15 protein-coding genes are annotated in these 13,868 nt (G+C 35.6%); 7 read left to right on the top strand and 8 right to left on the bottom strand.

The genetic code is table 11. The features are described 5' to 3' along the window. Positions 1-20 precede the first annotated feature (20 nt). Complete coding sequence (locus H1220_08865; GenBank protein QMI85781.1) at positions 21-698, bottom strand: prepilin peptidase; 678 nt, start codon at positions 696-698, stop codon at positions 21-23. A 41-nt stretch (positions 699-739) separates the two neighbouring features. Further along, positions 740-2,020 carry a hydroxymethylglutaryl-CoA reductase, degradative gene (locus H1220_08860; protein QMI85780.1) on the bottom strand — a complete coding sequence of 427 codons (1,281 nt, stop codon included), beginning with the start codon at positions 2,018-2,020 and terminating at the stop codon, positions 740-742. Between the two features lie 107 nt (positions 2,021-2,127). Here H1220_08860 and secG point away from each other — a divergent pair, with 107 nt between their 5' ends. Together secG and fba are read left to right on the top strand one after the other, a co-directional pair. After that, on the top strand, positions 2,128-2,367 hold the full coding sequence (gene secG / locus H1220_08855; protein QMI85779.1) for a preprotein translocase subunit SecG: 240 nt from the start codon (positions 2,128-2,130) through the stop codon (positions 2,365-2,367). A gap of 222 nt (positions 2,368-2,589) precedes the next feature. After that, on the top strand, positions 2,590-3,447 hold the full coding sequence (gene fba / locus H1220_08850) for a class II fructose-1,6-bisphosphate aldolase (GenBank protein ID QMI85778.1): 858 nt from the start codon (positions 2,590-2,592) through the stop codon (positions 3,445-3,447). 537 nt (positions 3,448-3,984) lie between these two features. Here the strand turns inward: fba and H1220_08845 are convergent. Together H1220_08845 and H1220_08840 are read right to left on the bottom strand one after the other, a co-directional pair. Further along, positions 3,985-4,494, bottom strand: a complete 510-nt coding sequence (locus H1220_08845) for a biotin transporter BioY (GenBank protein ID QMI85777.1) — start codon at positions 4,492-4,494, stop codon at positions 3,985-3,987. Positions 4,495-4,505: 11 nt separating this feature from the next. Next, entirely contained in the window at positions 4,506-5,453 is a 948-nt protein-coding gene (locus H1220_08840) for a biotin--[acetyl-CoA-carboxylase] ligase (protein QMI85776.1), read from the bottom strand. Between the two features lie 197 nt (positions 5,454-5,650). Here H1220_08840 and murA point away from each other — a divergent pair, with 197 nt between their 5' ends. Next, positions 5,651-6,952 (top strand): UDP-N-acetylglucosamine 1-carboxyvinyltransferase, encoded by a 1,302-nt coding sequence (gene murA / locus H1220_08835; GenBank protein ID QMI85775.1) that lies wholly within the window; start codon positions 5,651-5,653, stop codon positions 6,950-6,952. Between the two features lie 82 nt (positions 6,953-7,034). Next, complete coding sequence (locus tag H1220_08830; protein ID QMI86699.1) at positions 7,035-7,193, top strand: DNA-directed RNA polymerase subunit beta; 159 nt, start codon at positions 7,035-7,037, stop codon at positions 7,191-7,193. 122 nt (positions 7,194-7,315) lie between these two features. On the opposite strand, the gene H1220_08825 is transcribed toward H1220_08830, so the two are convergent. Then, positions 7,316-7,906: an ECF transporter S component gene (locus H1220_08825; protein QMI85774.1), complete on the bottom strand. Its 591-nt coding sequence runs from the start codon at positions 7,904-7,906 to the stop codon at positions 7,316-7,318. A 150-nt stretch (positions 7,907-8,056) separates the two neighbouring features. On the opposite strand from H1220_08825, the gene H1220_08820 reads away from it, so the two are divergent. The 3 genes from H1220_08820 (at position 8,057) to H1220_08810 (ending at position 10,567) form a co-directional block, all read left to right on the top strand. Then, entirely contained in the window at positions 8,057-9,001 is a 945-nt protein-coding gene (locus tag H1220_08820; protein QMI85773.1) for a zinc ABC transporter substrate-binding protein, read from the top strand. Positions 9,002-9,083: 82 nt separating this feature from the next. Further along, positions 9,084-9,779, top strand: coding sequence for a metal ABC transporter ATP-binding protein (locus H1220_08815; GenBank protein QMI85772.1), 696 nt, complete (start codon positions 9,084-9,086; stop codon positions 9,777-9,779). Then, on the top strand, positions 9,737-10,567 hold the full coding sequence (locus tag H1220_08810; protein ID QMI85771.1) for a metal ABC transporter permease: 831 nt from the start codon (positions 9,737-9,739) through the stop codon (positions 10,565-10,567). Before H1220_08815 ends, H1220_08810 begins: the two co-directional genes overlap by 43 nt. Before the next feature lie 164 nt (positions 10,568-10,731). Here the strand turns inward: H1220_08810 and H1220_08805 are convergent, their stop codons facing one another. From H1220_08805 to mvaD, 3 genes are read right to left on the bottom strand one after another with little or no spacing between them, the layout of a single operon-like run. Next, positions 10,732-11,787, bottom strand: coding sequence for a type 2 isopentenyl-diphosphate Delta-isomerase (locus tag H1220_08805; protein ID QMI85770.1), 1,056 nt, complete (start codon positions 11,785-11,787; stop codon positions 10,732-10,734). Further along, positions 11,759-12,814, bottom strand: a complete 1,056-nt coding sequence (locus H1220_08800; protein ID QMI85769.1) for a phosphomevalonate kinase — start codon at positions 12,812-12,814, stop codon at positions 11,759-11,761. Before H1220_08800 ends, H1220_08805 begins: the two co-directional genes overlap by 29 nt. Beyond that, the gene (gene mvaD / locus H1220_08795; protein ID QMI85768.1) at positions 12,811-13,815 is read right to left on the bottom strand and encodes a diphosphomevalonate decarboxylase; all 1,005 of its coding nucleotides are present in this window, start codon (positions 13,813-13,815) and stop codon (positions 12,811-12,813) included. The genes H1220_08800 and mvaD overlap by 4 nt, the downstream gene beginning before the upstream one ends. Positions 13,816-13,868 lie beyond the last annotated feature (53 nt).

Genomic DNA, 13,868 nt, shown 5'->3' with positions numbered 1-13,868 from the left:
AACAAAGTTATCCACAAAAATCAGTGGATAAGTGGATATAAATTGTGGATAAATAAAAGATAACTGTGTAAACATGCACCTAAACATAAAAAGGGAACAAAAGCGATAGATTGTTTGAAACGATGTTTAATACACATATACAAAAGTGCGAAAATACTGGCGTATAATAGGATATACATGGTTGAAAGCATGCCGATGTTTAAATATGTTATGAGCAATAGTTTGACATCTGCACCACCTATTTTATTTGGGAGATGTTTATCAATGGTGCCATATAAAAAGAGCATCAATACACTGATATAAAAGCGATGATGTGGAATGGCACAATATAATAGAGTTACAATAAAATAGAGGCCTTGCCATGTGTTTGGTACGATTTGATATTCTAAATCAATTTGTGCAAAAATAAAAAAGGCGATAAGAATGAGTGTGTAAGATGTGTTACAATGTGGTAAAAAGAGCGCCAGTAATCCGCCTAAACATTCCATACATGGATAGTAGAACGGAATACGTTTTTTGCAAAAGGTACATTTTCCAGTTGTGAGGATGTACGATAAAATGGGGATAAGGTGATACCAATAAAGTTGTTGATGACAATGGTGACACATAGATCGGTGAGATGTTTGTGTTTGTTGAGCGTAGCGATGAGCGATGGCTTGTGTAAAAGATGCAAAAATAGTACCAATAATAAATAACATAATGCCTCCAAAATGATTTATGTATTGATACTATATGCAAATTATTTTAATGTTTGTAAAAGTTTTTTAGCGATTTCTTGATTGACGACTTTTTCTTGTTTTAGTTTTTCAACTAAAAGAGGGATTTCGTCTTGTGTCGCCCCAACGGATAAGGCTAGCGATTTTAGCTGTAATGCCATGTGTCCGTGTTGAATACCTTCACTAACGAGAGCTCGTAAAGCGGCTAAGTTTTGTGCTAAACCGACGCTTGCGATTAAAGTTGCTAATTCTTTTGCGTTTGTGGTTTGAGAAATGTGTTGAGATAGCACAGCGCTCGGATGAATGTTAATCGAGCCACCAACATATCCGATTGGCAAAGGAATGGTAATCGTTCCTTTTAAGTCACCATTATCTGCTTTTTCCCAAACGGTTAAAGGCTGATAAGTTCCGGTATGTGTTGCAAAGGCGTGTGCACCTGCTTCAATGGCACGTGTATCGTTTCCCGTTGCTAGCACTACCGCAGAAATGCCATTCATAATGCCTTTGTTATGCGTCGTTGCACGATAAATATCTGCTGTTGCTAACTGATAGGCTTGAATGATTTTATCACGAACTTGTTCACCTGTTAGATTTGTGTTTAAAGTAGTTAAAAGAGATACGGGTATTTGGCAAGAGATACTCGTTAAAGAATGGTTGGCATAATTTGATAAAATAGACATAATTGCAGATTGGTTCGCCAGTGTTTCAATGGTTGGCTTTATCGCTTCTAGCATTGTGTTTAATATGTTCGCTCCCATCGCTTCTTTGGTATCGACCATTAAGTAAATGATTAAAAAAGTATGCGTCTTGTCTTGACTTGTTTTGATGTCTATAAAGAGATTTTTTGCACCCCCGCCTCGTTTAACAATGGATGGATACGATTGATTGGCTAGTGACAAAAGTGTGTCTTTTTGTGCTTCAATATTCATTTTAGCGTGCTCTATATCATCGAGTTGACAAAGGGCGATTTCGCCAATCATATAGCGGTCATTTTTTAGAATGTGAAACCCACCAGCTTTTTTGATGATTTGTGCACCAAAACTAGCCGCAGCAATGACGGAGGGTTCTTCTGTTGCCATAGGCGCTAAATATGTTTTTCCATCAATGACTATATCGGGGGCAACGCCTAGAGGAATGGCGTAAAGACCAATATTATTTTCTGTAATGGTATTTGCTATATCACTGGATAAACTGTTGTTTTGAAATAAAAGTTGTTTATCTTGTTCGGTTAGTGTGGGTAAAGAAGCAAGGATTTCTTGTCTTTGACGTTGTGTTTTTTTATAAAATTGTTTAAATTGGGTCATATTTAACCTCGTAAAATGATATTTTATAGTTAGTTTATCATAAATATCTAGTAATTCGTAGTGTTATATGCTAGAATGGGTTTGATTGAAATGTGTAGGAGGAAATTATGTATAGTCTTTTATCAGTATTGTTAATTATTTTATCTATTATCATTATTATTGCCGTTGTGATGCAACCAACGAAAACGAATGCAGCAAATTCGTTATCAGGGGGAGCAGAGGAATTATTCGTTCGTCGTAAAGCACGTGGTTTTGAAGCATTTATGCAACGTGCAACATTTGTATTATTATCTGTATTCTTTATCATTACATTCATTATGATGTATTTAACATCAAAAGGTTTATAATCATACAGTTTAAACCCGACAAAGACACGTACCAACACGTGTCTTTGTCGGGTTTTTTGAGTATATGTAAATAAGATGTAAGGGATTAACATTACATTTATATTAAATTTAAAATGATAGCGTATATAAAAATACAATTATATAGAAAAAAAAGATGAAATTTGCTAGAATGTAAATGTAAAAAATAAGTGATGTGTATTCACACAATAGGAGGAACATGACATGAGTCGTTTAGTAAGTATGACAGAAATGTTAAACAAAGCTAAAGAAGGAAAATATGCTGTTGGTCAATTCAATATCAATAACTTAGAATGGACACAAGCAGTATTAACAGCAGCACAAGAAGCAAATTCACCAATTATTTTAGGTGTGTCTGAAGGTGCTGGTAAATATATGGGTGGTGCTAAAGTTGTATCAGCTATGGTAAATGCTTTGTTAGAAACAATGAATATTACAGTTCCAGTAGCATTACACTTAGATCATGGATCAAGTGTTGACGTATGTAAACAATATATTGATGCAGGTTTCAGCTCAGTAATGTTTGACCATTCTCATTTCCCAATTGATGAAAATATTGAATTAACAAAAGAAGTTGTTGCATACGCACATCCTAGAGGTGCGTCTGTTGAAGCAGAAGTGGGTACTGTTGGTGGTACTGAAGACGGCGTAACAGGCGGTGTTAAATATGCTGATTTAGAAGAATGCAAACGTATGGTATCTGAAGCAAATATTGATGCTTTAGCAGCAGCTTTAGGTTCTGTGCACGGTACGTATGCTGGTGAACCAGTTTTAGGTTTTGATGAAATGGAAGCAATCTCTAATGCAACTGGTGCTCCATTAGTATTACATGGTGGTTCAGGTATTCCAGAATATCAAATCAAAAAAGCGATTGAACGTGGACATGCTAAAATCAATGTTAACACAGAATTACAACAACAATGGACAGCAGCTGTTCGTGCAAAATTAGATGCAGATAAAGATGTATACGATCCACGTAAAGTTATCAAACCAGGTTTTGATGCTATCGTGAAAGTAACAAAAGAAACAATGGATATCTTTGGTTCAACAAACAAAGCATAATCAGTATTGATAGACAAAGAGGTAGAAAATGGCTCGTCCATTTTCTACCTCTTTTCATATGTTATTCTAATATTATGTCACCGTTTTTAATGCTTGCTTTTATTTGTGATTGAATGGAGATGTCTTTGTTGATTGGCAGTGTAAAGGATTGAGTTGCGTTAACCAATACATAGTGTTCTTCATCAGATGTTGCTAAAAAGAATGAATATGGGGATATGGTTACATCGGAGGATGTAATCGTGATAGGCCATGTTTTTTTGTAAGGTGTTTCTTGTGTTGTTTTTGTTTTACTATCAAAAATATGAAAAACGCCATTTTGTTTTATCCATAAATAAGGTGTTTTCGTTGGTTCAAACGATTCGATATAGTCGATAATTGTGTCTTTATTTTCATCTTTTTATCTTTTTTATTAGTATAGCATAAATTATGTTGGTAGAGGGTAGCTGTAGTAGTAAAAAAATAGTACTCTAATATCTAACATGGTTAGAACACTACTTATTTTATGTTGATAAAATGTTTATATAAAAGGCTTTTATTTTATTGTTTTTTTGAGTTAGCCTCTTTGACAAGAGGTCTTAATGTTTTGGCAACAATGATGGCCATTATTGCTTTGATTGTGTCACCTATAATAAAAGGTGTTAATGTAACACTCAGTGCGGTTATAAAGGTGTATTTTCCATGTGTGGTTGCTACAAAATATGGGATACCGACTAGATAGATACAAATAGATGCAATCATTGTTGCGACAACCATTAGAAGCATGTTTTTCTTACGGTATGTCAGAAGTGATAAAATGGTTGCACTGACAACAAAACCTAATAGAAAACCAAAGGTGGGTGAAGCAAACGCCGATTTGAACACGCACATAAGCATGATGTTGATGATTTGTGTTAAACATGCTGAGAACGGTTTTAATAGGAGTCCTGTGACGATAATGAAAAAGGTTTGTGTTGTAACTGGAACGGGTCCAATGGGTAGTATAAAATAACTGCTGACGAATGTTAAGACAGCAAATAGGCTGATGAGTGTGATGTCTTTTGGTTTCATAGTGTTCTCCTTTAAAAGCGAATAGAGATTTCGCCGAATTGTAATGTGTGAAGTTGTGTGTCGTCTGTTTGGATAATTAGTTGGCCGTTGTCGTCAATGTCAATGGCTTTTGCAGTATAGTGTGTTTGTTGTGTAGGATATACGGTGATGTTTTTTCCTAGAATAAAACAATGCTTTTTATAGTCTTCCAAAAAGGATGTATTTGGGAGTTGTGCCAATAAGGTAAGTATATTGTCTATAATGGCAATGACTAACGCATTGACGTTAATGGGTGTGTCACTAATGTATCCAAAAATATGTTTTAATTCGTTGGGTAAATCGGTAGGTTTATATAGATTGATGCCAATTCCAATAATGATATGTTCAACTTGTCCTGTTTCAATATTTGTTATGGCTTCTGTGAGGATCCCCGTTATTTTTTTTTGGTGGTAAAATAAATCGTTCACCCATTTAATAGAGGGAGTGATACCGGTAACAGTTTTAATTGCTTTTAAAACAGCAATGGCTGTTAAGGGTGTGACTAAATGTAAATATGTTTGAATATCTTTTGACGGGTAGAGTAAACTCATATATAGTCCAGATTGTTTAGGGGAGTAAAAAGGTCTACCAAATCGGCCTTTTCCCATTGTTTGTTCGTTTGCGATAAATACAGCAAAGTCTTTTTTTAGTGTATCGGCATATTGCTTTGCTTGAGAATTGGTTGATGTAATGCTGTCGTAAGTGAACATATCACCTTGTGGGAATGCTGCTTGTATTAAAGTTTGGTTTAATTGTGTTGGTGTGACAGTCAGTTTATAACCTTTGGCATTTGTGTCAATGATATATCCTTCTTGTTTTAATGCTTGAATGGCTTTCCAAATGGTATTACGTGTCACATCGAGTTGATGTGATAATGTCGTCCCAGAAATATAGTCTGTCTGGCACTGTAATATGGATAATACAGAACTTTTTGTACTCAATATTAGCCCTCCTTTTTGGATAGAGTAGCGTATTTATCTTTTTTTGTCAACCTTTATTTAAAAAGGGTGACAGGTAAGAAAGACTACCTTTTTAAGTAAAGTATGCTATAATGATTGTGCGAGTTTACTTGAACTTGTTACATGTTATTTTAACGGGATATTTGATAAGAGATAAATAAAAATTTGGAGTTGTTACTATGGAGAGAATTATTGTTCGAGGTGGTAAATCGTTATCCGGAACAGTAAAAGTAGAGGGTGCTAAAAATGCGGTATTGCCTATTTTAGCCTCTAGTTTATTAGCAGAAACAGGAAAGACAAATTTGGCGAATGTTCCTGTATTATCTGATGTCTATTTAATGAATGATGTTTTAAAAGCGTTAAATGTATCGCTTGTGTTTGATGAAAAAACAAATACGATGGAGATTGATGCAACGGGGGACTTGTTAACGACAGCACCATTTGAATATGTGAGTAAAATGCGTGCTTCGATTGTTGTCATGGGGCCGTTATTGGCACGTAAAGGCTATGCGAAAGTATCCTTACCGGGAGGTTGTGCAATTGGTACACGTCCGATTGATTTGCATTTAAAGGGCTTTGAGGCTTTGGGTGCCACAATCAATGTAGATGCTGGTTTTATTGAAGCAAGCGCTGAAACTTTAAAAGGTGCGCATATTTATTTAGATTTCCCAAGTGTTGGTGCAACGCAAAATATTATGATGGCAGCAACTTTAGCAGATGGGACGACTGTAATTGAAAATGTTGCTAGAGAACCAGAAATTGTTGATTTAGCGAATATTTTAAATAAAATGGGTGTAAAAGTATATGGTGCAGGTACAGATACCATTCGTATTGTTGGGGTGGAACGATTAAAAGGTGCTTCACATTATGTGATTCCAGATAGGATTGAAACAGGTACCTTTATGATGGCGGCAGCCATTACAAAAGGAGATATTTTTATTGAAGATGCCATTGCCGATCATAACAAACCATTGATGTCTAAGTTAACAGAAATGGGTGTTGTTTTTAAAGAGCAAGATAATGGTATTCGTGTCATTGGGCCAGACGTATTAAAAGGAACCGATGTAAAAACAATGCCTCATCCGGGCTTTCCAACAGATATGCAAGCTCAAATGACGATTGCGCAGTTATTGTCTAATAAAGGGACAAGCATGACCGAAACCGTTTTTGAAAATCGTTTTATGCACTTTGAAGAATTGCGTCGTATGAATGCCGATTTTAGAATCGAAGGACAAACCGTTTTTATGAATCCGTCACATGACTTGCAAGGAGCAGAAGTAGCAGCATCTGATTTGCGTGCAGCAGCAGCGTTAGTGTTAGCGGGTTTGCGTGCAGAAGGCTTTACACAAGTTGTGGAGTTGGTTTATTTAGATAGAGGTTATTATAAATTCCATGAAAAGTTAAAAGCATTAGGTGCCGATATTGTACGAGTACCAAATGTATTGAGCATGGACGAGATACATCAATTATTTATATCATAAGGAGTGAATCATAGTGAGCAAAGACAATAAAAAATCGTTAAAAACAGTATCTGCAACACAATTAGTATTTTTAGAAAACGATATGTTGCGTATTTTATTTTATTGTATTTTTATGCTTGTCTTAGTAGGCGTGTTTCTTGTGATAGGGCTGATGATTGGCTATTCTATTTTAGGCGATGGCAATGCCTTTGATGTCTTTAATTGGCATACATGGCAACATATATTAGACTTTTTAAAATAATATCGTTATGACAATATATGACAATGAGTGTTGGTGGCTTCCCAAAGGGAGCCACCAACACCAAATAAGCCGACATGTTGATGTCGGCTTATTTGTGTTTGTTTGGAAAATTGAGTTTTTCATTATTTTTTGAATAGGGATGATAAAGGTTTGACTAATGCGGGTGTTACAATAATTGCTGATAATAATTCAAATAATGTATTTGTAGAAATAAGTGTCAAAATAAATCCGAGAACAACATCTCCTGATTGAGATGGATTTGGGAGTGTGTTGGCGATAAATTGATAGCCAAAGACATAAAATCCACCTAGGACAAGTCCTGTATTTGTGATGGTCCCAATGAATGAGGCAATGACCGCAGACATGGTTAAGCTAATTTTTTTACTTAATAATTGAAAAAGAACTCCTGCCAATAAACCTACAAGCATTCTAGGTAGGACGGAGATAAGAGGATTATAAAATAGGGGATTTAAAATACCTGCTGTTGTGTAGGCTTTTATCATTGAAAGCAATCCCCATGTTAAGCCAATCCCTGTTCCTAATTTTGAACCTAAAAGACAGGCAGCTAAAATAACAGTAATATGAACGATAGTAAAGTCGACAAAGCCTAGATGAATATATCCTAAAACGGGAATGAATGTTTGCATGATTAAAATAGCTGTAAATAAAGAAAATAGTGTTAATTGTTTGATATGACTTTGTTTTGTTGACATAATCAATCTCCTTTTATGTACGATAAAAAAAGTATATCAAAAAAGAATTATGAATACAAATACTACAGTGTATAAAAAACTTGAATTTTTTAGTAAAATATGTTAAAATATAAATCGTAAGTATTACTATTTCGATAAAAAGGAGATATTATGAAACATTTAAAAAAATTAAGTTTCTTTATTTTGGTACTTGTATTGGCTGCATGTCAAGCACCAAGTAAGAAACAAGAAATGACTGAAGCACCAAAAATGGAAAAATTGTCTGTTGTGACAAGTTTTTATCCTGTGTATTATATGACACAAGCGATTGCAGGTGAACATGCTAACGTCAGCATGTTGATTGAGGGAGCGGTAGAGCCACATGATTTTGAGCCAAGTGCAAAAGATATTGCACTAATTGATAAAGCTAAAGTATTTGTATATAGTAGTAACAACATGGAAACATGGGTGAAAAGTGTACAAGATGGTTTAGGTAAAGAATCAAAAGTGGCATTTATTGAATCTGGTAAAGATGTTTCCTTTATAAAAGGAAAAGGACATCATCATGATCATGATGGAGATCATAAAGATGACCATGATGAAGATGAGGATGCGTTGGATCCACATATTTGGTTAGATCCAGAAACAGCAAAAGCACAAGTAAAAACTATTGCAGAAGGTTTAATTGCAGCGGATACTGCTCATAAAGCAGATTATGAAAAAAATCGTGATATGTTACTTGAAAAATTAGATGTTTTAGCTAAAAAATATGATGCTGCTTTTAAAAATGCTACAAACAAAGCATTTGTTACACAACATGCTGCATTTGGATACATTGCACATCGTTATGACTTAGAACAAGAAGCCATTTCTGGTTTACAAGCAAAAGAGCCAACAGCACAAGATATTGCAGAAGTTGTTGAAGAAATGAAAGAGCATAAATTAACAACAATTTATGTTGATCCAGGTAGTTCTCAAGCTACAGCAAACGCTGTTGCAAAAGAAACAGGTGCAAGTATTGAAACATTGTATACAATGGAATCAAAAGTAGAAGGTAAAGATTTCTTACAAATTTTAGAAGAAAACTTAGTATCATTACAAAAATCAATTAAGTAGAAAAACAAGATCGAATTAGTATATAATAAAGAATAGCACTGACACAAGTTGGTGCTTTTTCTACTGAAAAAGGAGTGAGAAAATGGCGTATATTGACGTTCATCAGTTATCTTTTTCCTATGATGCTGAAAGAGTTTTAGATAATATATCCTTTCAATTAGAAGCTGGAGAGTTTGCCATTTTAACTGGAGAAAATGGTGCAGCTAAGTCGACGTTATTAAAGTTGATTTTAGGTTTATTAAAACCTCAAGAAGGTTCAGCACATATTAGTCCAGTGAATCAATTTGGACAAAAAATGTTAATTGGATATGCTCCACAACAAATTGCTTCATTCAATGTGGGGTTTCCTAGTCGTGTGTATGATTTAGTTGCATCAGGACGATATGCAAATGGAAAATGGTTCAAACGTTTAGATGCACATGATAAAGAGCATATTGAAAAATCATTAAAATCGGTTGGTATGTGGGACTTGAAGTATAAACGTATTGGGGATTTATCTGGTGGGCAAAAACAAAGAATTTTTTTAGCGCGTTTATTTGCTACAGATCCAGATTTATTGATTTTAGATGAACCAACAACTGGTATGGATATTCAATCACGGAAACAGTTTTATGATTTGTTAAAACATAGTTGCCAACACCACCATAAAGCTGTTTTAATGGTAACCCATGAGGACGATATATTAGATGATTATATTGACAAACATGTACATTTAGTGAGAAAGGAGCATTCACCATGGAGATGTTTCAGTATGATTTCATGCAAAGAGCGTTCTTAGCAGCGATTTGTATTGCGTGTATTGCTCCTATTTTAGGTTTATTATTAATTTTGCGTAAACAGTCTTTATTGGCAGACACATTATCGCATGTTTCTTTATCAGGGGTTGCTTTAGGATTGTTGATTGGTGTTTCACCAACAGTGACAACGATTGTTGTTGTGATGATTGCTGCATTGATTATGGAGTATTTAAGTCGTGTCTATAAAAGCTACTCTGAAATATCGGTTGCCATTTTGATGTCTACGGGATTAGCAGTTGCATTGATTTTGATGTCCCTTAGAAAAAATGCAGCGGGTATTAAAGTTGAACAATATTTATTTGGTTCATTGGTTACCGTATCTAGTGAACAGGTGTCTATTTTAATTGGTTTAGTCATTTTTATTGGTGGATTGTATATTCTGTTTAGAAAACCTTTATATGTACTATTGTTTGATGAAGACACAGCTTTTACAGCCGGATTACCTGTTCGATTGATGTCATTGTTAATCAATATTGTCACGGGTGTGACCATTAGTGTAATGATGCCGATTGCAGGCGCTCTACTTGTTGCCTCCATTTTAATTTTACCTACAGCAATTAGCATGCGTTTCTCAAATAGTTTTACAAGTGTCATTTTATGGGCAATGTGTATTGGTTTTTTAGGTATGGTAGGTGGGTTATATGCTTCTTATGAATACAGTACCCCTCCAGGTGCAACCATTACACTGATTTTTGTGACAGTATTAGTTTTTGTTAATGTGATTATTTTTGTGAAAAAGTGGTATCAACAACAAAAAGCTAAAGTGTAAAGCGATAAAAATTGGATGGAGCCAATGTTTAATAGAATATGTGAGAAAGTGTACCTAGATAGTTTTAGGTATACTTTTATTATTTGGTATAAGTCAGTATTTATTTAAAAAACAATATCAAAAACAGTGAACGGACGCTCCCAAACGTCCGTTCACTGTTTTTGTTAATTACGATTTGCAAAATATTGCCAGTCTATATGGCGAGCATGGCACCAGTTTTGGATAGTCGGTGCTACAACAACAGCTTTTTGTTGTAACTCAGAGATATTTTTTGCACCAAGTAAGGTCATAATGGTGCGTATGTGTTCTTTTGTTTGGCGAATGTAGTTTATTGTTTGCTCCATACCATGACGTTCTAGCAAATAGAGTATTTGTCCAGATAACCCAACGGCATTCGCGCCCAAAGCAATGCATTTAGTTATGTCTAGTGCATTTTTGATTCCACCAGATGCAATCAATGTAGGATGGGGGACGCTTTGGGCTTCTAATAAGGAAATGAGCGTTGATTGTCCCCATGCCGAGAGCATGTTATATGACGATGTTATACGGCGATTGTTTTCAATGTCGACAAAATTTGTTCCACCCTTACCAGAAATATCAATGATACGCACGCCAATATTTGTTAATTGGGTTACTGTTTCTTTTGACATGCCGAATCCAACTTCTTTGACGATAATGGGTATGTTTAATTCGGCGACAATTTGTTCGATGTGATGCAGCCAACCTGTAAAATCTCGTTCTCCTTCGGGCATAACCATTTCTTGTGGGGTATTCACATGAATTTGTAGGGCATCCGCTTCGAGTAAGTCGACCGCTCTTTTAGCGTTTTCCACGGAGTGATGTGCACCTAAATTTGCAAAGATTAAGCCATTTGGATTGATTTGTCTGACAACACGAAAACTTTCTGCCGTGTCAGGTTCTTTTAAAGCAACGCTTACACTCCCAGTTGCTAGAGGTATGTCGGTTTCCTTGGCAATAAAAGCTAATTGGCGGTTGATGTCATAGGCTTTTTGACTACCCCCAGTCATCGCATTGATGAAAAATGGAGCAGATAATAATAAAGTATCCAAGTTTGTATGAATATTAACATCCTCATACGCTATTTCAGGGAATGAGTGATGGACAAATTGTGTTTGTGCAAACTCGGGTGTCGATTCCTGAACAAATTGTTCAAGAGCATGCTGGATATGCTCATCTTTTCGATTGACTTGCTGTGTCATAATTGCCTCCAATTTCTCCTAAATGTAAGATAGCTGCTTGATTCCAAGCGCTTATAATGTTTTCTTTCTGCTGTACATTTTCAACTAAACAAATGCCACAATCTCCCCCACCGGCACCCGATGTTTTCGCCACACTTCCATAGCGTTCAGCAATGTCACAAAGAGTTTTTAATGTTGGTGTTTCAATGTAGCGGGATAATTGTTGTAGTTGATTTCTGTTTTTTTGTATACATGCTTTTATAACGGAAATATTCTGTTCTTTAATGGCTTGAATGCATTGATTTGTACAGTCTTTATTATCCATTAGAAATGTTTGATAAAGTGCACTTTCTTTTTGTTTTTTCATTTCTTTAACGAGTAATTCGGTACTAGCAGGAGTACCAGTCCAACCGATTAAAAAAGAAAGGTTTTTAGGTAAAGTAAGGCATTCAATAGATAAGTCTTTCCATTTTTGATGAATAATTTCTTGAATGGAGCATGTGTGTTGTTGGTGCTTTAACCAGTCAATATCACACATCGTATAGGCGATTAGCTTGCCGAATGCAATAGTGGCAATGTCACCAAAAGAACCGACGCTATTTAAAGATAGATGTGTTAAGACAGCCAATTTATAGACGGTAAGATTGTCTAGTGTTTTTCCGTAGAAAGCGCCCACGGCTTTAATGGTTGCGACGGTAACGGCACCACTAGAACCTAAACCATATTTTGTTCCATCTGGTGCATCTAAATCCGATGAAATATCTAAACGGAACGGCTTTGGTGTAATCGTTAAATAACTTTCTGTTATGTGAATGGCTGTTGTTATGAGCGGATATAGATTTGGTGTTGCTGAAATCTGTTCCTTCTCCCTTGTGAAGTGAACGAGTGTGTGTTTATGTTGTTCTGAAAAAATAATATTGTCGTGATAGTCGTCAATACGTGCCGTCAAAAAACGCTCGACAGGTGCGATAATGGCAGGCTGATGAGGTGATGTCACGGCATATTCTCCCACAATAAATAATTTTCCAGGTACGTTTACGGTTATCATAATGTGTCCTCGAATGATTGTAGAGATTGTTCCCAGTCGTCTTGTGTTAAGTAATGCATGGCTTTTCCAACTTTAGAGATGATGAGTTTATCTTTAGAAAACAGCGTTTCTAAATGAGATAAAATGGTTGGAATAGTTGATGTTTGGCATAATACTTTAACATTTGGGCCAGCATCCATTGTCATATAGGCAGGAATCCCTTCTGCTCTTAATTGTCGAATGGCTTGTTGAGCAATAATCGTTTCTGGTTCAAAATAACAAAATGGAGGATTACTACCAAGCATGGTACCGTGCATTTTCATACCATTAAATTCAGTGATTTCTCCTAAAGTAATAAAATCTTTATTGGCAATCGCTTGTTTGATATTTTGTAAGTCTTTTTCTGCACTTTCTACCCATGCTTGATAAAAAGGGGAAGTTTGAACAGTTAATGCCATACCGTCACGACTTGAAATCGTCTTTTTCGCTTGGTTAACGACAATGATAATCATAGCAATATCCCAGCTAGCATCGTCTATTGGGATTGCCATAGAATTGTGAGAGTCTGTCCCTTTGTTCCATTCAACAAAGCCACCGTACAGACTGCGTGTTGCGCTACCACTGCCACGTCGAGCGAATGTTGAGAGTGTTTGTGTATCTAAATGTAAGCCACTTGCTTGATTTATGGCTCCGGCTAGAGCAGCAAAAGCAGAAGCTGAACTAGCTAAACCAGCTGCGGTAGGGACAAAGTTTAAACTTTCTACTTTGGCAAAGCGAGGTGAGGACATTTTTTCTCGAAATAAATCTAAAAATGGTGTGATTTTTTCGGTTGTTTCTTCTTTATTGTTTAAGAAAAAAGTATCTTTTGTCAGCGTTTGATCAAAGGTTACTTTTGTATCCGTGTAAAAGGCATCCAGTGTTAATGATAAACTGCTATTCATTGGTAAAAAGAGCTTTTTATCACGTTTTCCCCAATATTTTATTAAGGCAATATTTGTGTGTGCACGGGCAATCCCAATCATAATGTTCTCCTTTTCTTGTCTATATGTATTTTACATGAAATGTCTGTATTTTT

This window comes from Carnobacteriaceae bacterium zg-84, assembly GCA_013874835.1.
Taxonomy (GTDB): Bacteria; Bacillota; Bacilli; order Lactobacillales; family Aerococcaceae; genus WM01.
This window is presented reverse-complemented; position numbering and strand designations above follow the sequence as displayed.

What these genes read in the sequence shown, in the direction of transcription:
- H1220_08865 (QMI85781.1), bottom strand. Translation starts at nt 698, where the DNA reads ATGTTATTTATTATTGGTACTATTTTTGCATCTTTTACACAAGCCATC.
- H1220_08860 (QMI85780.1), bottom strand. Translation starts at nt 2,020, where the DNA reads ATGACCCAATTTAAACAATTTTATAAAAAAACACAACGTCAAAGACAA.
- secG (QMI85779.1), top strand. Translation starts at nt 2,128, where the DNA reads ATGTATAGTCTTTTATCAGTATTGTTAATTATTTTATCTATTATCATT.
- fba (QMI85778.1), top strand. Translation starts at nt 2,590, where the DNA reads ATGAGTCGTTTAGTAAGTATGACAGAAATGTTAAACAAAGCTAAAGAA.
- H1220_08845 (QMI85777.1), bottom strand. Translation starts at nt 4,494, where the DNA reads ATGAAACCAAAAGACATCACACTCATCAGCCTATTTGCTGTCTTAACA.
- murA (QMI85775.1), top strand. Translation starts at nt 5,651, where the DNA reads ATGGAGAGAATTATTGTTCGAGGTGGTAAATCGTTATCCGGAACAGTA.
- H1220_08830 (QMI86699.1), top strand. Translation starts at nt 7,035, where the DNA reads ATGTTGCGTATTTTATTTTATTGTATTTTTATGCTTGTCTTAGTAGGC.
- H1220_08825 (QMI85774.1), bottom strand. Translation starts at nt 7,906, where the DNA reads ATGTCAACAAAACAAAGTCATATCAAACAATTAACACTATTTTCTTTA.
- H1220_08820 (QMI85773.1), top strand. Translation starts at nt 8,057, where the DNA reads ATGAAACATTTAAAAAAATTAAGTTTCTTTATTTTGGTACTTGTATTG.
- H1220_08815 (QMI85772.1), top strand. Translation starts at nt 9,084, where the DNA reads ATGGCGTATATTGACGTTCATCAGTTATCTTTTTCCTATGATGCTGAA.
- H1220_08810 (QMI85771.1), top strand. Translation starts at nt 9,737, where the DNA reads ATGGAGATGTTTCAGTATGATTTCATGCAAAGAGCGTTCTTAGCAGCG.
- H1220_08805 (QMI85770.1), bottom strand. Translation starts at nt 11,787, where the DNA reads ATGACACAGCAAGTCAATCGAAAAGATGAGCATATCCAGCATGCTCTT.
- H1220_08800 (QMI85769.1), bottom strand. Translation starts at nt 12,814, where the DNA reads ATGATAACCGTAAACGTACCTGGAAAATTATTTATTGTGGGAGAATAT.
- mvaD (QMI85768.1), bottom strand. Translation starts at nt 13,815, where the DNA reads ATGATTGGGATTGCCCGTGCACACACAAATATTGCCTTAATAAAATAT.